Source organism: Tessaracoccus aquimaris, assembly GCF_001997345.1.
Lineage (GTDB): Bacteria > Actinomycetota > Actinomycetes > Propionibacteriales > Propionibacteriaceae > Arachnia > Arachnia aquimaris.
In genome coordinates this window covers 3,196,575-3,218,681 of sequence record NZ_CP019606.1, presented here as the reverse complement: position 1 = coordinate 3,218,681, position 22,107 = coordinate 3,196,575, and the positions used below count along the sequence as shown (strand labels likewise).

Here is a 22,107-nt window from a genome sequence, read left to right as displayed (position 1 = left end):
CCCCGCGAAGGCAGGGATGGACGCTCAATCGTTCCGAACCATTGGCTCACCTCCGCCAGGCGGAGCAGAGAACCGAGCGTTCGTGATGGTACAACGCACCCCCGACGATTCTGGTCTGACCTGTTCGGATAGAGTCGAGCGAGGGAGGTACCGATGAGCACCGACTACACGCCAGAGACGATCCAGGTGGGCCCGCCCCGCAAGGCGGCGAGGCAAAGGCGCCCGCATCTGCTGCCCGGCTGGGCGCTCAAGGCGACCATGGCCGTCACCGGTGCGCTGTGGGTCGCCTTCGTGGCGATCCACCTCTTCGGCAACCTCAAGGTCTTCCAGGGCGCCGACGCCTTCAACGCCTACGCGACCTGGCTGCGGGAGGCGTTCTACCCGTTGCTGCCCAAGGAGTTCGTCCTGTGGTTGCTGCGGATCGCGCTGATCGTCTCGCTGACCGCCCACGTCGGCAGCGCCGCGATCGTGTGGTGGCGGGGGCGTCGCGCTCGGGGTCGACACCCGGCAAAGCTCCACGGCCTCCGTTCGTGGGGCTCCTGGCTGATGCCGATCACCGGCATCGTGCTCCTCGTCTTCCTCTTCGTCCACCTGTTCGACCTCACGATCGGCGTGGGACCGGCCGCAACGCAGTCGTTCGAGCACGCCACCGCGGGCACCTCGCACGCCTACGAGAACCTGGTCGCCAGCTTCCAGCGACCGCTGATGGCCTGGTTCTACGTCGCCGTGATGGTGTTGCTGAGCCTGCACATCGCCAAGGGCTCGGCGACCATGGTCGCCGACCTGGGCGTGATGGGTAGGCGCTGGCGGGCGGTGATGGTTGTCGTCGGAGGGTTCCTCGCGCTCGCCATCATGATCGGTAACGCGGCGATCCCGATGCTGGTTCAGTTTGGAGTGATCTCATGAGGTGGCCAGGACGCAAGCGCACGGTCGCACCCGTCGTCGAGGCGAGGCACGCCGCCCAGCGCGCGTCCCAGTGGCAGGCTCCTGACGTCGCGATCGACGGCGTGCGCGTCGGCACCCGGCTAGACGGGAACATCCCCGACGGCGACCCGGCGACCGCGTGGGACCGCCGCCGCGCGGAGTACAAGCTCGTCAGTCCACTCAACGCCAGGAAGTTCACCGTCGTGGTCGTCGGCACCGGGTTGGCCGGCTCCGGGGCGGCCGCCGCGCTCGGCGAACTCGGCTTCAAGGTCCACGCCTTCACCTACCACGACTCGCCCCGTCGGGCGCACTCCGTCGCGGCGCAGGGCGGCATCAATGCGGCCAGAGGACGCAAGGTCGACGGCGACTCGCTGCGCCGGTTCGTGGTCGACACTGTCAAGGGCGGCGACTTCCGCGCCCGTGAGGCAGAGGCTTTCCGGCTCGGGCAGGAGTCGATCCGCGTCATCGACCACATGAACGCCATCGGCGCCCCGTTCGCGCGCGAGTACGGCGGCATGCTCGCCACCCGCTCGTTCGGCGGCGTGCAGGTCTCGCGCACCTACTACACGCGCGGCCAGACGGGGCAGCAGTTGCAGATCGCGGGGGCGCAGGCCCTGCAGCGCCAGGTGCACCTCGGCAATGTCGAACTGCACGAGCGCACCGAGATGCTCGACCTGATCGTCGACGACGGGGTGTGCCGCGGCGTCGTCGTCCGCGACCTGGTCAGCGGCCAGGTCTGGGCGCAGCCCGCGCACGCCGTCATCCTCGCCACCGGTGGCTACGGCTCCGTGTACTTCCATTCGACGCTCGCCATGAACTCGAACGCCACGGCTGTGTGGCGCGCCGCCCGCCGCGGCGCCTACCTGTCGCACGCGTCGTTCGTGCAGTTCCATCCGACGGCGCTGCCGATCTCGTCGCACTGGCAGTCGAAGACCATCCTGATGTCCGAGTCGCTGCGCAACGACGGCCGGATCTGGGTGCCGAAGAAGGCGGGCGACGACCGCGCCCCCGCCGACATCCCCGAGGATGAGCGCGACTACTACCTGGAGCGCAAGTACCCGTCGTTCGGGAACCTGTCCCCCCGCGACATCTCCTCTCGGGCCGCGAAGGAGCGCATCGACGCGGGCCACGGCGTCGGCCCGCTGCACAACTCCGTCTACCTCGACTTCTCCGACGCGCTGAAGGAGCACGGACGCGAGACGATCGCGGCCCGCTACGGCAACCTCTTCGACATGTACTCGCACGCGACGGGCGAGGACCCCTACGAGGTGCCGATGCGGATCGCGCCGGGCGCACACTTCACCATGGGCGGGCTGTGGTCCGACTACGACCAGATGACGTCGATCCCCGGGCTGTTCGTCGGCGGCGAGGCCAGTTGGGCCTACCACGGCGCGAACCGGCTCGGCGCGAACTCCCTGCTGTCGGCCTGCGTCGACGGCTGGTTCACGCTGCCCTACTCGGTGCCGAACTACCTGTCCGGCCACCTCGGGGAACGGCTTCCTGGCGCAGACGACGCGTGTGTGCGCGACGCCGTCGGACGTGTCCAGACGCGCACGTCGGCACTGCTGGACGTCGGAGGCGATCTGGCGCCGTCGCACTTCCACCGCGAACTGGGCGAGATCATGTATCGCGGGGTCGGGGTGGAGCGGACATCCGAGGGCCTCCGGACGGCGATCGAGGAGATCCGCGATCTTCGGCGGCGGTTCTGGCGCAACGTGCGGGTCCCGGGCACGGGCGCTCACCTGAACCAGGCGCTCGAGAGGGCCGGCCGGATCGCCGACTTCCTCGAACTGGCCGAGGTGATGGCCGTCGACGCCCTCGACCGCCAGGAGAGTTGCGGTGCCCACTTCCGCAGCGAGTTCCAGGACGCCGGGGAGGCAAAGCGCGACGACGAACACTGGGCGTTCGCGTCGGCGTGGGAGGCTCTCGGCGACCCGGGAGCGACCGACGACCTGCGCTTCACGCGGCACGCCGAACCGCTGACGTTCACCTCCGTTCCGCTGGCGACGAGGAGCTACCGATGAGACTCAACGTGAAGGTGTGGCGGCAGGAGGGCCCCACGTCGAAGGGTCGCTTCGAGGAGCACCAGATCGACGGCGTCGAGCCGCAACTGTCGGTGCTCGAACTGCTCGACGCGCTCAACGAGCAACTGATCGACTCTGGCCAGGAGCCTGTAGCGTTCGAGTCGGACTGCCGCGAGGGCATCTGCGGCGCGTGCGGCGTGACGGTCGACGGTGACGTGCACGGCCCGGAGGACAACGTGCCGAGTTGCCACCAGCGGCTGATCCACTACTCCGACGGGTCGACCATTCGGATCGAGCCGCTGCGCGCCGGGGCGTTCCCCGTGCTGCGGGATCTGATCGTCGACAGGGGCGGCCTCGACGACGTGATCCGCGCGGGCGGGCACGTCGCCGTCAACGCGGGCACCGCCCCGGACGCCGACGACCTGCCGATCCCGACGCTGGTCGCCGAGGAATCCCTCGACTTCGCCGCCTGCATCGGCTGCGGGGCGTGCGTCGCGGCCTGCCCGAACGGGTCGGCGCATCTGTTCACGGGTGCGAAGCTGACGCACCTGTCGCTGCTGCCCATCCCCGCGCAGGAGCGCAATCGGCGGGCGAAGTCGATGATCGCCGAGGCGGACGAGTTGTTCGGGCCCTGTTCTCTCTACGGGGAGTGCGAGCAGGCCTGCCCCGCGGGCATCCCACTGACGGCGATCGCGGCGGTCAACCACGAGCGGTTCCTGGCGGGCATGCGCCGCCGGCTGTGACCTCGAGTAGGCGGGTCGTCGACCCCGCCTACCTTCCCCTTCGGGCCCGTTGGGCGCCCCCGGCTGATAACTCAGAACCGGTGGGCTAGCCTCGGCCCATGAGCGTGCCCGCGAACCTTCCGCCGCCTCCGCGCCACGTGGTGCACCGGAAGTGGGGCGCCCTCATCGTGCGCGACGACACTGGCGGCCCCGAGTTCGTCTACCACTCCGGCCGCCGGTGGCCCGCCAGTTACACCGCCCGGAATGAGTTCTCGGGGAAGGTGGGGCCGCGGACCTGGGAGGAGGTCGCGCTCGGCATCGGCCTGCCCATCGCCTCCTTGGTGTTGGTGAACACGCTGCTGCTCCCCTTCTGGCTGATCGTCCCGATCGTGGTGGCCACAACGCTTGGCGTCCTTGGAATGCGCGCCCTCGCCCGGGGTGCGACGACCGCGCGACGCCTCGACCGGGGCAAGGCCATCCGGCAACTCGTCCTGACGGGAAACGACGACCTCATCGAGGCCGCGATCGACGTCGTCATGGCGATGGACTCCGACCCGCGCGACGCGACCCGCCTGGTCGCCGAACTGGACGACGCCTGGCGAGCCGCGGAGCGCAGTAGCGCCACGGGCAAGGCGGGGATCATCGCGGCGCTGCGCCAGACCGCGTCCGACTTCCCCACCACCGACGAGGGCGTCGACCAGGTCCGCAAGGAACTGGCCGGGCTGCGTCGCTCGCTGGCGGCCCTCGACCGTGCCCAGCAGGCGCTGGACGCCACCACCTCGACCGCCGACATGGTCGACCCGCCACAACCGCCCGCCTCTCTCGGCCTGCTGCGGGCCGCGTCTCAGGGCATCACAGAGGACGCCCAGGTCGTGCTGGAGGTTGCGGAGGAACAGAGCGCCCTCAAGCGTGGCGGGTCGCACTGAGGAGCGTGTTCAATTTTTCTTGATGTTCAAGTAATATGAACAACATGGGTTCCCTGAACATGGCGCTAGCGGAGGCTCTCCACCAGTGGGGTGGAGGTGTTGAGGCCTACATCCATGACCGACTGCTGCACGTGGACGTCCCCGGCGATCGGGTTCAGAGTCAATGGCTCGTGGATTACCGCCCTGGCGTCGCGGTCGAGGTGACCCGCGCGGAAGTGACCAGGCTCGAGGAAGAGCAACATGGCCGCGTCGTCGTGGTCCACGACTACATCAACAGCCACCTGGCCGCCCGTTACCGCGCTCAGCACATCTCGTACCTGGACCGGGCGGGCAACGCGTTCCTGCGCACGCTAGGCCTGTTCGTCTACGTCGACGGTCGACCGCGTCCCGCGGGCCTCATGACGCGCTCCACCCCTCAGACTTTCACCAAATCCGGGGTGAAGGTCGTGTTCGCCTTGCTGGTCAGAAGCGACCTGACCTCGGCGCCGCTGCGCGAAATTGCCGCTGCGGCGAAGGTGTCGCTCGGCAGTGCACACACGACGCTCGCCAACCTTGACGACAGGGGGTTCCTCGCCGGAGGCGTAAAGGACCGAGCCGGGTTGGTCCGGATGGAGCCGTTGGTCAGCGAATGGGTCGCGGGGTTCGTCTCCAGGCTTCTCCCGAGCCTTCGATCCCGTCAGTTCGCCGGCCCTGATCCGAGGAACATGCGCACCCTCGCCAAGGAGATCCGGGACGTGACTCTCGCGGGCGAGGTCAACCACCCAGACCTGATCCGGGCCACCAGCACCACGATCTACGGGTTGCCTCCTTGGCCCCAAATCACGCGAGCAGGGCGCCTCAGGGACGGTGAGAGCCCCAACGTCACGTTGCGGGAACGCTTCTGGGACGATTCGGTCCTTCACCTCGGCGTGAACGGCCACCCTCTGCTGGATTACGCAGAGCTGTACTCCAGCGACGAAGGGCGGCAACTTGAGGTCGCCGCTGCAGTCCGGAGGCACCTCCTTGACTGAGTTGCCGCTCACCCCATCCCTCCTGGCCGAGCTCGAAGCACGGTTCCCGAACTTCCTGCTCATCGGCGCTCACGCACGTGACTACGTCGTTCACTCGCAGGGTGGCTTGAGAGTCCCGCGGTCGACAAGGGACATCGACGTGTCGATCGGCGTCGTCTCTCACGCCGAATATGCCGAGCGCACGGCGGGCCTTGAGGCGATCTGCGACACAGGGATGGCGTTCACCATCTGTGGCGTCCACGTCGACGTCCTTCCGTTCGGGAGCATCGCTGATCAGGACACTGGGCATGTTCTGACGGGGGACGGGGTCATCACGGATGTCACAGGTATGGCCGAGGCGTTCACGCACGCAAACCTGGTGCCCATCCATGGACACCTCGTTCGGATCCCGAACCTCGCCAACCTGCTAATCCTGAAGACCATCGCCTGGCGCATGCGTGGGGACCAGACCGACAAGGACGCAAGCGACCTGGGTTGGTTGATGGAGGCATCGAGCCACGGCTCGTTTGAGGAACGACTCTGGTCAGATGAAGGAGTGGCGCTTCTCGAACGGTTCACCCCGGATGAGATCGGCATCTACCTCGCCGGCGGCGACGCAGGAAGACAGAGCCCATCCGCGGCCAGGCAATGCCTGCCCGCCATCCGCGGCCCAGAGTTGGCGAGCGCCCTGGGTCGCCCCCGCCGGGCCCGGTGGTGGCTGGATGCGCTTGCCGCAGGAATCGCGGACTCCCTCGATGAGAGCTCTGACGCGCCGGCTGGCTCGTCGTGAACACTGGTGCCATGACGATCCACAGCAGCCACCCGTTCCTGCCTCCGCAGGAGGAGCGTGACCCGCTGCGTCGCCTACGGGGACGGATGCCTGCGCCGGTCACGATCTGGGCGAGCGGTTCGGGGTCGCGGCGCGACGGTTGGACGATCTCGTCAATGCTGGTCGCCGACGGGGACCCCGGCGAGTTGATCGCGCTGGTGAACGAGGACGCGGACTGGTGGGACCTGTTCCGGGAGACGGGATCGGCAACGGTCAACGTGCTCGGGGCGGGGCAGAGTTACCTGTCGGAGGTCTTCGCGCGGGTCGCCCCGTCGCCCGGAGGGCCGTTCCGCACCGGTGAATGGACCGACGCCGAGCACGGCCCGAGGGTCGCAGGGGCGTCGGCGTGGGTAGGGGTCAGGTTGGTCGACGCCGACCCGGAGCACTCCGGGTGGGGGCTGCTGGTGCGGGCGCGGATCGAGTCGATCGACCTGGCCGACGTCGCCCCGTTGCGGCACCAGGGCGGCCAGTACAGCTAGGCCCGGCGGGATCTGCGCGAAGGATCGGAGGGGTTCGACGCCGCGCGACCACCGCTGGGTGAGAGATGCGGGACGCGTCAGCGGCCAGCATCGGTCGAACCCTCGCAACGACTCGGAGACTTGGGCGAACGGGTGCAGGTGGGTTTCGACGCACCGCGCGACTACGTCGGCGGGCTGGCTCAACCAACGGGCGCCATCGGTCGAAGCCTTCGTGCCGGTATGCGGCACCTGGTTCAAGTCTCTCCGGGGTTCTGGCCGTCCTCGTCGGGCTGGCGGCCGTTCCCTGAGCAGGGCGCCCCGCGCCCGTGTCGAAGGGTCCGCAACCGACGTCAGGTCACGCTCGGGGATCGGAGGCTTCGACAAGCTCAGCCAACGGCGTGCCAGTCTGCACGCATGGCCGGAGGGTTTCGACGCACCGCGCGACCACCGCTGGGTGAGCCATGCGGGACGCGTCAGCGGCCCGCATCGGTCGAAGCCTCGCTACGTTTCCAGGGTCCTGGGGCACGTCTCCGCGCCTGTCGCGAGGTTTCGACGCACCGCGCGACTGCGTCGGCGGGCTGGCTCAACCAACGTGCGCATCGGTCGAAGCCCCCGCGCCGGCATGCGGCTACTGGGTCGAGTCTCTCCGGGGTTCTGGCCGTCCTCGTCGGGCTGGCTCGGCAGCCGTTCCCTGAGCAGGGCGCCCCGCGCCCGTGTCGAAGGGTCCGAAACCGCCAGCTCAAAGCAGCAATCGGAGGCTTGGACAAGCTCAGCCAACGGCGTGCCAGTCTGCACGCATGGCCGGAGGTTTCGACGCACCGCGCGACTAGTTCGGCGGGCTGGCTCAACCAACGGCGCGGCGCGACTTAGTGGACCCGCTCCAGACGACCACAGTCCCGAAGGCCAGGACGGCACCTCCGAGGGCGAGCGTCCACCACGGGAAGCCGGGGATTTCCGGGCGCTGGCCCGCCCGTTCGACGTCCTCGATCGGGGTCGGGGTGATCCTCTCCCCCGTCACCAGGTAGCGGTGGGTATTGATCCCCAACGGGGTGCAGGTGACGAGCGTCACGAGGTCCCGGCCGTAGCGCGGGACCAACGCCTGGGTCTTGTCCGGCTCGATCGTCTGGGTGTCGACGACCTGATAGGTCAGGACCTCACCGAAGACCTCGATCGTGAACGTGTCTCCCGGTTTCAGGTCGCCGAGGTTGTCGAAGAGCGTCGCGGAAGGCAGGCCGCGATGTGCCGTCAGGACCGAATGCTGCGACTCCCCTCCGACGGGGAGCGAGGTTCCCTCCAGGTGGCCGACGCCCTTGGTGAGGGTCTCGTCCGATGTGCCGTGGTAGATCGGCAGGTCGACGTCGATCGCGTCGATCCGCAACCGACCCATGTTCCCCGAACCAGCGTCGAGGATCGACCAGTAGTCCAGGGCAGAGGTTGAAGTGCCGGAGCCCTTCGGAATGTTCGACCCGGGCGACAGCAGCGCCCCGCCGGTCAGGGCGTCGTTGTACTCGCGGGCCGTCTGGATCTCCGCGTGCAGTCGGGCGGGTGGTTCGTCGTCGACCGCGGAGGACAGGTCACGGATGACATGCGACTGGTTGTACTGCGCGAACCACGAGGCGACGCTGGGATAGAGCATCACCAGGACGCCGACCAGCCCGACCAACGCCAGCCCTGTGTTGAACCAGGGCATCTTCCATCGGTGGCGTCGGTCGGGTGGCTCCGGCTGGGGGGTATGCCGGAGATCGGGGGAGGCGGTCACGTGAGCCTTCCTGATACGACGGGACGGGGAGGGAGCGTGTCCCTCCCCGTCGCGTCGGGGTTGATCGGCGATCAGCGGGTCGACTGGCGACGACGCGCCGCGCCCACCGTGATGGCGCCGACGGCGACGAGCACCATCGCCAGGCCGGTGCCGCCGAAGATGGCCGCGCCCACGCCGCCGGTCAGCGGGAGGGTGGGTCCGGTCTGCTTGGCGTTCTCGACCTGCACCGAGACCGGGGTCGTGGCGTCAGCCGTGACGGTCACCTTGATCCAGGCGGCATCATCAGCTGGGGTGACGTAGCCAGCGGGGGCCTTGGTCTCCTTCAGCCAGTAGTCCCGCGTGGGGTTGTCGCTCTTGCCGCCCCAAAGGCCGTCGATGGTGATGGCGCCGTTGGCATCGGTCGTGTACTTCGCTGCGTTGACAAGCTTGCCGTCCACCGCGTCGTACAACTCGAACTCGGCGCCCGCCAGCGTTTGGCCGGTGCTGGCGGCGTTGACCTTGGTCACCTTGACCGAGCCGAACCACACCGCGGGCTCATTGGTGTAGCGGATGGTGCCGTTGGTGTTGACGTTGGCGATGTTGGCGATGAAGGCTTCGTCGCCCAGACTCAGGACCTTCGTGGCGTAGGTGACGACGACGTCCTTGCCGGCCACCAGCTTGGGGCGGCCTGTGTCGGTGAACGTCACCACGACCTCCGGACCAGCTCCAACGGCGATCGTGTAGTCGCCGGCCACAAGTTCGACGCCCGCGATGGTGACGGTGACGTCAGTCTCGGCGATCGAGAGGCGCTCGTCGAACGTGTCGGTGATCACGAACTCCTTGTACGAGTCGCCGGTGGCCAGGGTTGGGACGGGTGCCGTGACGGTCCAATCCACCGTGCTGCCCACAACGAGCGCGTGGCCGGGGTCCGCGACCGTCTTGGTCGGCTCGGTCTCGTTCAGGACGTTCTTCGGGTAGACGTGCACGTCGTACAGCCACTCGTTGGCCGACGGGAAGGGCACCGAGACCAGGAACGGGGCGACCTTCGAGACGATGTTGTTCAGTCCGGAATCGGTCTCTTTCACCAGGTACATGCCAAACTCAAGGCCTACAAACGAGGCAGTACCGCCGTCCTTCGTTGTCCCGGGCACAGCTACGCCCGCAGTGAAGGCGCCACCGGGCTTGTCGACGGCGTCGGGCTCAAGCCCCTTGACCAGGTCCCAGCCCTCGCTGGTCGTCAAGTCGACGGGCGTCCCGTTGTGAAGGACGCGCTGGATGGTGAAGGTGACGCCCTCCAAGGCCTTGCCCGGGACGCTGGTCTGCTCGCCAGTGCCTGCGGTTCCCACGCCCGGGTCACCGACGTGCTTGTGCACGAACAGGTTGCCCTGAATCGTCGTGTCGATGTTGCCTGAGACAGGCGCGGCTTGGGCCGTCGTCGTTCCCAGTAATCCCGCCACGGCCAGAGCGAATGCCCCCATGCCGGCAGCGAGTCGCCGTAGCGGCGATTTCCTCTCAAACATGCCAGTTCCTACTTTCTCTGCTGCGGCCGGGCGGCCGGACAGGTTCTTGGTGTGTGCCGCGCGACGCATCAGGCGCCCCGGGCGAATCGCCGACGGGCCCCATAGCCCACGGCTGCGAGCAGGGCCACGAAGGCTCCCGCGAGGATGATCTGGTCCCGCCCGATGCCGCCGGTGAGCGGCAGCACGGGTCCCTCATGGGCCACGTTGCGGATGGGGCCCAGTCCGGCGGCCAGTTCATCGGCGCCGATCGTGAACGGATGCTCGGTGGCGTCTAGGGCGTAGCCGGGCGGGGCCTTCGTCTCGACCAGCGTGTACGCGCCCCACTCGAGGTCCTCAATCACGAACGACCCGGCTCCGGGATTCTTGTCAGGGCCGAGGCACTTGTCGCCGCCCGTCTCGATGCAGTCCTCGATGACCACGGTCGTGCCGTTAGGAGCGGTGAGGCTCCACTCGGAACCGGCGAGCAGCGTGCCCGCACCGTCGACCTTCGTCCAGCCGACCGAACCCAGGATCCGTTCGTTTCCGATGTCGCCCAGGTGCCTAATGCCGGCCACGTTGGTGGCATCGATCGTGAACAATATGGGATCGGTGGACATGTCGTAACCGGAGGGCGCCTTCGACTCCGTCAGTTCGTAGTCGCCCCAGACGAGCCCCTTGATGCTGAACTGGCCAGCGACGGGGTCCTGATCGGTGAACGGATCGTCCGAGCAGGTCCCGATGCAGTCGACGACTTCATGTGACGCGTTCTCGGGATCCTTCAGCGTCCACTTGGACCCTGCCAGCAACGACTTGTCGGTCGCGTCGACCTTCGACCACGTCACGGTGCCCGTCTCGCGGGTGTTCTCGATCGTGAATTCCTTCGTCTGCGTGACGTTGGTCGCGTCGATCGTGAACGGGAACGACTCATCGCTGGCCGTGTAGCCCTCGGGCGCGGTCTTCTCCGTCAGGGTGTAGTCGCCCCAGACGAGCCCGACGATGCTGAACTGGCCGGCGACGGGGTCCTGGTCGGTGAACGGGTCGTCCGTGCAGGTCCCGACGCAGTCCTTGATGTCATGCTTGGCGTCGCCCGGACCCCTCAGTGTCCACTCAGACCCGCCCAGCAGCGGCTTGCTTTCCGAGTCCGCGTCAATCTTGAACCACTTGAGGGTTCCGGTCAGGGCGGTGTTCTTGTGCGCGCTGCCATCGATCGTCTTGCCCGCGACCTCGGCCGTGATCTCGACGCTGAAGCTCGCCTCGCCGTCGTAACCCTGCGGCGGCGTCGTTTCGGCGATGAGGTGGGTGCCCCACGCGAGGCCCTCGACGAGGAACTTGCCTGCGGCCGGATCCCTGTCGGCGCCGGTGCAGTCCTTGGCGTCAAGCGCGATGCAGTCCTCGACGGTGATCTCTCCACCCTCGGGCGGCGTGATGCTCCACACCGATCCGCCGAGCAGGTCGCCGACCTCGTCGGTCTTGGACCACGACACGGCCCCGGGCCTGCGCTCGTTGGCCTGCGCGCCCTTGGCGACGTCCAAGGTCGCCTCGGCGACGGTGAAGGTGAAACTCAGGCCGCCGACGTAGCCGGTCGGTACCCCCGTCTCGTTGACGGTGTACTCGCCCCAGAGCAGATCCTTGAGTGCGAACTCGCCCTCGGCAGGATTGGTGTCCAGCCCGACACACTGGGCCGGATCATCGGCCACGCAGTCCTCGACGAGCTTGCCCGGCTCGGGGAAGCTCGGGCCGGCGATCGTCCAAGAGGATCCGCCGAGCAGCGACTCGTCGGTCGCGTCGACCTTGCTCCACGTCACGGAGCCGAGCACCCGCTTGGTGGTGTTGGTCACCGTCACGGTCCCAAGATCCTGCTTCGAGGAGACGACAGCGGCCGAGAATCCGGCCTCGCCGTCCCACTGGTGGGAGTGATCGTCGGCGACGGGCCACTGGTCACGAGTCTCGCTCGTCACCGCACAACTCGCGCCGAGCGGAATCCGATCGGCATCGGTCGACGCCCAGGTCACGTCTGCCGCGATCGGCCCCCAAACTCCGCTGACCTCCTCGGCTCCGAGGGTGCAGGTCCAACCGCCGGAGTAGGTGAGCGTTGCGTCGGCCGTGCTCCCTTCCGCGAGTTGCTTGGTGACCTGGAAGTTGCCGTAGACCCGCTCGACCGCATTCGTGACGGTGACGGTCGAGGTCGTCCCGCTGGCGATGGTCACCGGGCCGGTCACCGTCGGGGTGGCCCACGTCCAGGACGGGTTCGGGAGACCGCCCGTCGGCGTGGTCTCGGTGACGGTGCACACGGCATTGGCGGGAATCTGGTTGGCGGCGGGCGTGCCGGCCGCGGGCGTCAGCGTGGCCGCTCCCGCGCCAATCTTGGCCCAGGTGCCGGACGCGACGGTCGCGTTGTTGAGCGAACAGGTGAAGCCGCCCTGGAAGTCCACGCTCGCGCCGAACTTCTGCGCATCCGCGCCGGTGAGCGCCTTCGTGATGTCAAGGGCGCCGACCAGTTTCTCCTCGTTCTTGAACGTGCAGGTGATGTTCTCGCCGATGCCGATGCCCTCGATGGAGACCTTCTTTCCTGCCAGGTCGACCGTGGTCCCGCCGACGTCGCAGGTCAGGTCGGCAAGGCTCCAGCCGGTTCGATCCTCGAGTTCGGTCAGTGTCGCGGTCGCCTCGTCGCCCGGCTTGTCGAACTTCAGCGTCCACTTCGCCTTGCCCGCAGCGTCGGTGGCCTGGGTAGCCTCCGGGTCCGACTCCGTAGGCGCTGGGATCTGCGAGGCCGCGCCAGAGTTGGCCAGGCCGAACTTCCAGCCCTCGGCGGGAGCGTAGGTCCCGCCGTACGGCTTGGCCTGCTTCTCAACGGTGATGCTCGCCTCACACTTCAGACCCTCCGCGAAGGAGCTGAGCACCCCCTCGAGCTTGGCCCAGTCCGCGGAGATGTAGTCGAAGTCGCTCAGTGACATGCCTGGCGCGAACTTGGTCGGGCCCGAGATGGCGGCCAAGTTGTTGTCGTTGAGGTTGGAACCGATGCCCACCGTGATGACGCGGGCTCCGGTCTTCTTGATCGCATTGGCGGAGAAGACGGCGTTCTCCAACTCGCGTGTGGTGGTCTCCCGGCCGTCGCCTGCACCTATCGAGTAGGTGGGATTCCCGTCTGTGAGAACGAACACGACGTCGTACTTGTAGGCCGCGGATCCGAGCGAGGTCTCCCAGAGCCCCTTGTCCCAGTTTGTTCCATCCTTCGGCACGAAGGATGCGGTCTTCCCGTCATTCGTCGCATACAGCTTCTTGAAGTCCGCCGCGTCGGCAACCGCCTGGACACTGAGGGGTGACTTCTGGTTGCTAATGGCTCCAGGGCTCGATTGCGCGAAGCTCAACAGAGCGACACTCGAAGGGGTACCGACCAGACCGTCGACGAGGGCGGTGGTCGCGCGTGCCAGCGTGTCCTGGAACCCGTTGACGGACCCCGAGGTGTCAAGCAGGACCGCAACCTTCGCGCCAGCGCCGCAGGTCTGATTCAGTTGCGGATTGACAACTCGGTTGGCTACACGCGGGGCACGGTTGGTCATGCCTTTCGGCACCACTGGACTCTTGTTGTTGTTCTTCAGCGCTATCTCGATCCGGTAATCATCGAGAGTCGACAGGTTCTTGATCGGCGTGCCGAGGTGGATCGCGGCATCGGAGCCAGGCGTTGGCGCCTGCTCCCTGATAACCACAGTCAGGTCGCCATCGGGCGGCGTGATGACCTCCGGGAAGACACAGTTCCCTTCGTTCCCAGGCTGGATCTCGCAGTAGGCGAACGGGTCGCTTGACGTGTCCACCGACATCCCGAACCGCACTCCGACTGTGTGCTCCCCCGAGACTGTGTCAGCAGTACCTGCAGTGCGATAGGTCCCCTTTTGCACGGTGACTACCCAGCCCTTGGGTGCGGGGGCTGCCAGGGCCTCAGCTTGTAGGCCCTCCGGTTCCTGCGCCTTCTCGGCGGACGGCTCCCGGGCTTGGTCGTCCTTGGGGGCCACGTCCTCGCCGAGGACCCCGTTCGGCGCCTCGTCGGTCGCCGGGTCCTCGAACGGTGCGGGGTCGACCACAACTATGGGAGTCTCGTCCGCATCGAGGCCGACCGGGGGCGTCTGCTCAGGTTCGCTTGGAGGCGGAATCACCTCGGTCCCTTCGCCAGACTCGAGCGTCACCTCGACCTGATCACTCACGGCGAGCGTCGTCTCAACCGGTTCGGGCGGGGACGTCGGATCGTTGGCGTAGGCGAGGCCCGAAGCGAAGACCAGTGATGCGCTCAGGGCGCTGACGATCCCGATGGCGAGAGCCCTGCGTCGGCCCTCGCGCGCGGCCAGACGCGAACGGCGACGACGTGGAGCAGAGCCGAGCGAATCATTGGTCGACATCAGGAAATCCCCCAGATCAATTCCGGGGAATCACGAATTCAGACCCCCCGCCTGCACGAAAGCAAATCGGTTGGATAGCGAGTCTGTCAAGCCATTGGACGGACCATTCCTCGACCATCACGCAAATCTACTCAAAAGCAAGAATTGCGCCGGTATCGCATCGCTAGTGAATCCGCCTTTACCGGCAAACGGCGCGCGATATGTCTCAATTTGGTCACGAGCCGAGCGGCCGGGCGTGTCGCGGCGACCGCCTCCTGAGCGTGAATCGACGCTCGCGCTGCCCCGAGGCGGGCTCGCCGGCGCTGCCCAGCCCTCCGGTGACCGTGAGGAATTCCACGAGGAAACAGCCCGCAGAAGTGTCTCGACTATCACCCGCAATTGGGGATGTGGAAGATCTGCAAATATGCCTCTGCGGCCGACATAAGGCCTCTATTCTGAAATTCCTGCGCCTTTTCTCGATGCGGAATGCATCCGCATCGAGAGGTGACAAGAAGCGTCGCGACAAGACGACGCAGGGAATGTGACCTATTTGTTTCATGCCGCAAGCCAAGAATCCGAGACAGTTCATCGGGATCCGCGCGGCTTCGGGCCGACCAACGCAGAGGCGGTTCAGGAACGGAGGACGTGGCGACTCGCTCTGGGTCCGAGCACTCACCAGTGCCGTGAGGTCTTCCTGTTCGAACGGCAGCCTCAAACAGGCCGCGTGGCTCTCGCCTCGCTACCCGCGAAGCCGAGCGGAACGGATGGGGCGACAGCCCATCGACACTGCACCGCCCGAGAACGTCACCCCCGCCAACCCGTACAGGGTGTCGACAGGGCGCGTGCCCGCGTCGAAGGCGCTCAGCCCAAGGGCCCGTTCAGCCTGCGCGCCGGGCGACGCTGAGCGAGTGACGGCGGGCCTTCGCGAAACCGCTCCACACGATCACCGTCACGAAGGCCACCACCGCAGCGCCCATCGGCACGGTCCACCATGGAAACCCGGGGATCTCGGGGCGTTGGCCTGCCCGTTCGACGTCCTCGATCGGGGTCGGGGTGATGCGCTCCCCCGTCACCAGGTAGCGGTGGCTGTTGATCCCCAACGGGGTGCACGTGACCAACGTCACCAGGTCCTTCCCGTACCGCGGGACCAGCGCCTGGGTCTTCTCCGGCTCGATCGTCTGGGTGTCGATCACCTGATACGTCAGGACCTCACCGAACACCTCGATCGTGAACGTGTCCCCAACGCTCAACTCGCCGAGGTTGTCGAACAGCGTCGCCGACGGCAGCCCTCGGTGCGCCGTCAGGACCGAATGCTGCGACTCGCCGCCGACAGGAAGCGATGTCCCCTCGAGATGCCCAACACCCTTGGTGAGCGTCTCGTCTGACGTGCCGTGGTAGATCGGGAGGTCGACGTCGATCGCGTCGATCCGCAGCCGACCCATGTTCCCCGAACCGGCGTCGAGGATCGACCAGTAGTCCAACGCCGACGTCGACGTCCCGGAACCCTCCGGGACGTTCGACCCGGGCGACAGCAGCGCCCCGCCTGTCAGAGCGTCGTTGTACTCCCGCGCCTTGCTGATCTCGGAATGCAGGCGGGAGGACGGCTCCTCACGCACGCTCGACGAGAGGTCCCGGATCACCAGCGACTGGTAGTACTGCGCGAACCAACTCGCGACGCTGGGATACAACATCACCAGGACGCCCACCAGCCCGACCAACGCCAGCCCCGCGTTGAGCCAGGGGCACGCCATCGTCGACGTCGGTCGGGCGGCTCCGGCCGGGGGTATGCCGGAGATCGGGGGAGGCGGTCACAGAAGCCTTCTTCGTGCGGCGGGGAGGGACTGTGTCCCTCCCCGCCGGTGTGGTTGAGTGTCGATCAGTGAGTCGACTGGCGACGCCGCGCCGCGCCCACCGCGATGGCGCCGACGGCGACGAGCACCATCGCCAGGCCGGTGCCACCGAAGACGGCGGCACCCACGCCACCGGTCAACGGAAGGGTCGGGCCGGGCTGCTTGGTGTTCTCGATCGGATCGACGTGCACCGAGACGGGGGTCTGGGAGTTGGCGGTGACGGTCACCTGGGTCCAGGCATCCTCGCCGGTGGGGGTGATGTAGCCGGCCGGGGCCTTGGTCTCCTTCAGCCAGTACGTCCTCGAGGACCCCTCGGTCAGGCCGACCCAGAGGCCCTCGATGGTGAGGGTGCCGTCATCGCCTGTCACGAACGGGGTGTCACTCAGAGCGGCCCCGTCCCTGTCGCCGTAGAGCTCGAACTCGGCGCCCTGCAGCTTCTGATCGGCGTCGGCGGCGTTGACCTTGGTCACCTTGACCGACCCGAACCACACCTCCGGCTCGGTGGTGTCGACGCCGGTGTCGTTGGTGTTGACGTTGGCGATGTTGTCGATGAAGACGGTGTCGCCCAGTTCCTCAACCGTGGTGTTGTAGGTGACCACGACGTCCTGGTCGGCCGCCAGCTTGGCGAGTCCGGTCTCGGTGAAGGTCACCACGACGGTCGGGCCGGGGCTCGTGCCCGGGTCGATCGTGAAGTCGGCGTCCTCGAGCGTGACTCCCTCGATGGTGACTGTCACGTCGTCCTCGGTGATCGAGAGGCGCGGGTCGAACTCGTCGGTGATCACGAACTTCTTGTACGTGTCGCCGGTGGCGATGGCGGGGACCGGTGCGGTGACGGTCCAGGTCACGGTGCTGCCCTCGACGAGCGCATGGCCGGGATCGTCGACCGTCTTGGTCGGCTCGGTCACGTTCAGGACGTTCTTCGGGTAGACGTGCACGTCGTACAGCCACTCGTTAGCCGAGGGGAATGGCACCGAGACCAGGAACGGCTCGACCTTGGAGATGATGTTGTTCGTCCCCGAGTCGGTCTCGGTCACGAGGTAGAGGCCGAAGTCGAGGCCCTCGAACGACGCCGTGCCGTCCGCCTCGGTCACCTGGGGGTCGGCAGCACCGGCGGTGAAGCCGTCCTGGCCGATGTCGCCCGGCTGAAGACCGTTGATGAGGTCCCATCCCTCGCTGGTGTTCAGGTCGACGGGGGTGCCGTCGTGGCTGATCCGCTGGATGGTGAAGGTGACGCCCTCCAACGGTTCCGGCAGGCTCGTTCTGGGTGTCCCGTCGTGCGGGGCGCCATCACCACCGGGGTCGCCGACGTGCTTGTGTACGTACAGATTGCCTTCAGCCTCTGGGTCGATATTGCCGGGCGCGGCGTGAGCCGTCCCTGCCCCCAGGAATCCCGCCGCGGCCAGAGCGAATGCCCCCACGCCGGCAGCGAGTCGCCGGAGAGACGATTTCCTCTCAAACATGCCAGTTCCTACTTTCTCTGCTGCGGCCAGGCGGCCGGACAGGTTCTTGGTGTGTGCCGCCGGGCGCATCAGACGACCCGGGCGAAACGCCGACGGGCTGCGTAGCCCACGGCTGCGAGCAGGGCCACGAAGGCGCCCGCGAGGATGATCTGGTCCCGCCCGATGCCACCCGTGAGCGGCAACTCCGGGCCGTCGTGCGCGAGATTCTCGACGGCGCCCAGGTCGGCGGTCAGCGTCGCATCGTCTCCGACGCCGATCGTGAACGGATGCTCCGTGGCGTCGAGCAGGTAGCCGGGCGGCGCCTTCGTCTCGACCAGCGTGTACGCGCCCCAAGCGAGATCCTCGATCACGAACACCCCCTCGCCGGGATGCTTGTCCGCCTCGAGGCACTCCTCGGCGTCGGTCGCGATGCAGTCAGCGATCGCGACGACCTCCCCATCGGGGCCGGTGAGGCTCCACTCCGAGCCGGCGAGCAGCGTGCCGGATCCGTCGACCTTCGTCCAGCCGACCGACCCCGGGATCCTCTCGTTCGTGACGGGGCCCAAACCGCGGGTCTCGGACACGTTGGTCGCGTCGATCGTGAACGGGATCGACGTCGCGCTGGCCGTGTAACCGTCGGGTGCGGTCTTCTCGGTCAGGGTGTAGTCGCCCCAGGCGAGCCCTTCGATGCTGAACTGGCCGGCATCCGGGTCCTGGTCGGTGAACGGGTCGTCCGTGCAGGTCCCGACGCAGTCGACGACGTCGCGGGTGGCGTCGCCCGGACCCGACAGCGTCCACACCGATCCGGCCAGCAGCGACTGATCGGTCGCATCGACCTTCGTCCACTCGATGGTTCCCGTCTCGCGCTCGTTGGCCTGGATGCCCGCTTCGACGTCCACGGTCGCCTCGGCGACGGTGAAGGTGAAGCTCACACCGCCGACGTAGCCGGTCGGGGCGGTCGTCTCGGTGACGGTGTAGTCACCCCAGAGCAGGTCCATGAGGACGAACTCGCCCTCGGCAGGATTGGTGTCCGGCCCAGCGGCACAGGTGGCCGCATCGTCGCCGACGCAGTCCGCGATGAGCTGGCCCGGCGCGGGGAAGCCCGGACCGGTGATGGTCCACTCCGAACCGGCCAGCAGCGACGAATCTGTCGCGTCGACCTTGGACCACGTCACAGAGCCGAGCACCCGCTTGGTGGTGTTGGTCACCGTCACGGTTCCAAGACTCTGCTTCGCGGAGACGACAGCGGCCGAGAACCCGGCCTCGCCGTCCCACTGGTGGGAGTGATCGTCGGCAACGGGCCACTGGTCACGAGTCTCGCTCGTCACCGCACAACTCGCGCCGACCGGAACCCCAGCGGCATCGGAAGACGCCCAGGTCGCGCCAGCGGCGATCGGCCCCCACGTCCCGTTGACGATCTCGGTGCCGAGGGTGCAGGTCCATCCGCCCGAGTAGGTGAGCCCGGCATCGGCCGTGCTTCCCGCCGCGAGTTGCTTGGTGACCTGGAAGTTGCCGTAGACCCGCTCCACCGCGTTCGTCACGGTGACGGTGGAGGTCGTCGCGTTGGTGATGGTCACCGGGTCCGTCACCGTCGGCGTGGCCCACGTCCAGGACGCGTTCGGGAGACCGCCGGTCGGCGTCGTCTCCGTGACGGTGCACGACGCGTTGGCCGGAATCGCGTCGGGTGCAGGCGAGCCGGCGGCTGCGGTGAGCACTGCGGCTCCCGAACCCTGCCTCACCCAGGTGCCGGACGCGACGGTCTCATCGTCGAGCGAACAGGTGTAGCCGCCCTGGAAGTTCACGCTCGCCCCGAAGGCCTGCGCGTCGGCATCGGCAAAGGCCTTCGTGATGGCCAGGGAGCCGACCTGGCGCTCCTCGTTCATGAACGTACAGGTGACGTTCTGGCCGATGCCGATGCCCGGGATGGTGACCTTCTTTCCTGCCAGGTCGACCGTGGTGCCGTCGACGTCACAGGTCAGGTCGGCAAGGCTCCAGCCGGCGCGATCTTCGATCTCGGTCAGGACGGCGGTGGCGGTGTCGTCGGTGTCGGTGAACTTCAGCGTCCACGTCGCCTGACCGGCCGCGTTGGTGTCCTGGTTCGTGGTCGGCTCCTGCGAGTCCGCGCCGGTGCTGGTCAGCCCGAACTCCCAGCCCGCGGCGGGAGCGTACGAGCCGCCGTACGGCTTGGCCTGCTTCTCGACGGTGACGCTCGCCTCGCACTTCAGACCCTGCGCGAAGGAGTTGAGCACCGCCTCAAGCTCGGCCCAGTCGGCCGTGATGAAGTCGAAATCGTTCAGGGTATCGCCGGGCGAGTACTTGTTCGGGCCCGAGATGGCGCCGAGGTTGCCGTCGTTCAGTCCTCCGCCGATACCGACGGTGATGATGCGCGCACCCGTCTTCTTGACCGCGTTGGCGGAGAAAATCGACTTCTCCAGTTCGCCGGTGGTCGTGTCACCCGTGTTCCCAGGGTTGCTGTTCCCGCTCATGTACAGCGTCGGGTTGCCGTCGGTGAGGACGAAGACGATGTCGTAGCCCTTGCGCTGTCCGTTCTCCAAGTAGCCCTGCGAGGTCACCCACAGGCCCCTGTCCCAGTTGGTGCCCCCGCCGGCCGAGAAGGCGGCGGTCTGACCGTTGTTGGTCGCGTACAACTGCTTGACGGCCGCGGCGTCCGTAGCCGTCTCGACGCTGAGCGGGGTCGCCTGGTTTGCGATGCCTCCCGGGCTCGACGCGGCGAAGCTGAACAGCGCCACCGACGAGGGGGTGCCGACCAGGCCGTCCACGAGGGCCGTCGTGGCCTGCGCCAGGCTGTCCCGATAGGCGTCGACGGAGCCCGAGGTGTCCAGGACGACGGCGACCGTGGCGCCGGCCGAACACGTCTGGGGGAGCATGGGGTTGATGGCGCGATTGGCGATGACGGTGCGGTCGGGTGAGTCCGAGTCCGCGGGCACCGTGACGCTGCCGCCTCCAGTAGGCAACACGGTCTGGATCCGGTAGGCACCGGTCGACAGGTTCGTGATCGGCTCGCCGAGGTGGGTCGCGGCATCGGATCCAGGAGCTGCGGTCAGCTCCCTGATGAACACCGTTAGGTCACCGTCGGGCGGGGCGACGCCCGTGAAGAGGCAGTTGCCCAGGTTGGTCGACGGGATCTCGCAGGTCGCGAACGGGGCGCTGGATTCGGTCTCCGACATCCCGAACCGCACCCCGGCGGTGTGCTCGGCCGAGACCGCGCTAGCCGCGGTGCCGTTGCGGTAGGTGCCCTTCTTCACCGTGACGTTCCAGCGCGGTGGTGCCGCGACTGGGAAGTTCCCAAAGTCGTAGGTCCTGTCGCTGTTCCAGACGAGCCAGCCTGGAGAGGCCGAGTTGGAGTTAAAGAGCTGACCCGGGACCACTTCCCACCCCGTGCGCCCATTGGCGGAGTAGCCGGGTGGGGTGGTCGCGCGCTGGAGTCGGTATCGCGACGAGTTACTGATCGAGTGGGTTCCGATGTACTTGACCGCAAATGCCCCCGGCGCGGGGTCCAGATCCGGGCCAGGGCAGCCCGCGGTGACACAGTCCGTCACCGTGACGCTCCCCGCGTTGCTCCATGCACCGTTGTCGTTGCCCGAGCCTCGAGGGCCCTGCAGCGTGAACGTGGCGCCCCCGACTGGCTGAGCGTTGCCATCCTCGACGGTCCAGTACACGTAGGGAGGCTGGACGTTCGCGGGCACGGCCATAGGCACGATCGCGGGTCCGGCGATCCGCGGCTGAGCGCCCGTCTTCGGCTCGGGAGCTGCGGGGGTCGCGGCGGGTTGCGTCTCCGGCGCCGGTTCCTTCGTGGGCGTATCCTGCGGCTCGACCGGGGTGGTTTCGTCGTCTGTGACGATCGGGTCCACGACGACGATCGGCGTCTCGGTCGAGTCGCTCGGGGCGACCGGGGTGTCGACGGCGCCCGGCGTCGGGGTCGGCGTCGTCTCCTGTGCGTAGGCCAGCCCGGAGGCGAATACCAACGACGCGCTCAAGGCGCCTATGACGACGGCGGCCAGGCCCCCGCGTCGTCCCCCGCGCGATGCCCTTCGTGGGCGTCCGCGCCGAGGCGTTGAGCCGATCGAGTCATTGGTCGACATCAGTTGGTCCCCCAGTCGCTATCTTGGGGAACCGTCAATCTTGGCCCCCCGCCGCGAGAAGCAAATCGACTGGATAGTAGACGTGTCAAGCACCTCGGATGCGCCCTACATTCAGGGGTAACTGGGGATTCCGGCGGTCGCTGTTTCGCGGCGCATCACGGTCCTTGTCGGTGGCATTTCCTCGCCACTGTCACCCTTTTGGCCGATATTTGGCTCAGTCGCGACCTTCCGCGCGT

The 22,107-nt window shown here is 67.4% G+C and carries 13 protein-coding genes; 7 read left to right on the top strand and 6 right to left on the bottom strand.

All coding sequences use genetic code 11. From position 1 onward, the window contains the following. Positions 1-153 precede the first annotated feature (153 nt). From BW730_RS14680 to BW730_RS14650, 7 genes are all read left to right on the top strand, one after another. The gene (locus BW730_RS14680) at positions 154-906 is read left to right on the top strand and encodes a succinate dehydrogenase cytochrome b subunit (protein ID WP_145952903.1); all 753 of its coding nucleotides are present in this window, start codon (positions 154-156) and stop codon (positions 904-906) included. Further along, on the top strand, positions 903-2,948 hold the full coding sequence (locus BW730_RS14675; RefSeq protein WP_077686911.1) for a fumarate reductase/succinate dehydrogenase flavoprotein subunit: 2,046 nt from the start codon (positions 903-905) through the stop codon (positions 2,946-2,948). The genes BW730_RS14680 and BW730_RS14675 overlap by 4 nt, the downstream gene beginning before the upstream one ends. After that, the gene (locus BW730_RS14670; RefSeq protein WP_077686910.1) at positions 2,945-3,691 is read left to right on the top strand and encodes a succinate dehydrogenase/fumarate reductase iron-sulfur subunit; all 747 of its coding nucleotides are present in this window, start codon (positions 2,945-2,947) and stop codon (positions 3,689-3,691) included. The genes BW730_RS14675 and BW730_RS14670 overlap by 4 nt, the downstream gene beginning before the upstream one ends. A gap of 98 nt (positions 3,692-3,789) precedes the next feature. Continuing rightward, positions 3,790-4,596: a hypothetical protein gene (locus BW730_RS14665; RefSeq protein ID WP_077686909.1), complete on the top strand. Its 807-nt coding sequence runs from the start codon at positions 3,790-3,792 to the stop codon at positions 4,594-4,596. A 131-nt stretch (positions 4,597-4,727) separates the two neighbouring features. Further along, a complete protein-coding gene (locus tag BW730_RS14660; RefSeq protein WP_158522687.1) occupies positions 4,728-5,606 on the top strand; it encodes a type IV toxin-antitoxin system AbiEi family antitoxin in 879 nt (292 codons plus the stop codon). Positions 5,607-5,745: 139 nt separating this feature from the next. Next, a complete protein-coding gene (locus BW730_RS14655) occupies positions 5,746-6,375 on the top strand; it encodes a hypothetical protein (protein ID WP_145952902.1) in 630 nt (209 codons plus the stop codon). An 11-nt stretch (positions 6,376-6,386) separates the two neighbouring features. Continuing rightward, a complete protein-coding gene (locus BW730_RS14650) occupies positions 6,387-6,893 on the top strand; it encodes a flavin reductase family protein (RefSeq protein ID WP_145952901.1) in 507 nt (168 codons plus the stop codon). An 823-nt stretch (positions 6,894-7,716) separates the two neighbouring features. On the opposite strand, the gene BW730_RS14645 is transcribed toward BW730_RS14650, so the two are convergent. The 6 genes from BW730_RS14645 to BW730_RS14620 all read right to left on the bottom strand — a co-directional run bounded on the left by BW730_RS14645 (position 7,717) and on the right by BW730_RS14620 (position 21,766). After that, positions 7,717-8,562 carry a class C sortase gene (locus BW730_RS14645; protein ID WP_145952900.1) on the bottom strand — a complete coding sequence of 282 codons (846 nt, stop codon included), beginning with the start codon at positions 8,560-8,562 and terminating at the stop codon, positions 7,717-7,719. Positions 8,563-8,702: 140 nt separating this feature from the next. Continuing rightward, the gene (locus tag BW730_RS14640) at positions 8,703-10,130 is read right to left on the bottom strand and encodes a SpaH/EbpB family LPXTG-anchored major pilin (RefSeq protein WP_158522686.1); all 1,428 of its coding nucleotides are present in this window, start codon (positions 10,128-10,130) and stop codon (positions 8,703-8,705) included. 68 nt (positions 10,131-10,198) lie between these two features. Next, positions 10,199-14,500 carry a SpaA isopeptide-forming pilin-related protein gene (locus BW730_RS14635; protein WP_077686904.1) on the bottom strand — a complete coding sequence of 1,434 codons (4,302 nt, stop codon included), beginning with the start codon at positions 14,498-14,500 and terminating at the stop codon, positions 10,199-10,201. Positions 14,501-15,357: 857 nt separating this feature from the next. Beyond that, on the bottom strand, positions 15,358-16,230 hold the full coding sequence (locus tag BW730_RS14630) for a class C sortase (protein ID WP_077686903.1): 873 nt from the start codon (positions 16,228-16,230) through the stop codon (positions 15,358-15,360). 125 nt (positions 16,231-16,355) lie between these two features. Next, positions 16,356-17,789 (bottom strand): SpaH/EbpB family LPXTG-anchored major pilin, encoded by a 1,434-nt coding sequence (locus tag BW730_RS14625; protein ID WP_158522685.1) that lies wholly within the window; start codon positions 17,787-17,789, stop codon positions 16,356-16,358. A 68-nt stretch (positions 17,790-17,857) separates the two neighbouring features. After that, a complete protein-coding gene (locus BW730_RS14620; RefSeq protein WP_077686901.1) occupies positions 17,858-21,766 on the bottom strand; it encodes a SpaA isopeptide-forming pilin-related protein in 3,909 nt (1,302 codons plus the stop codon). Positions 21,767-22,107: the final 341 nt, after the last annotated feature.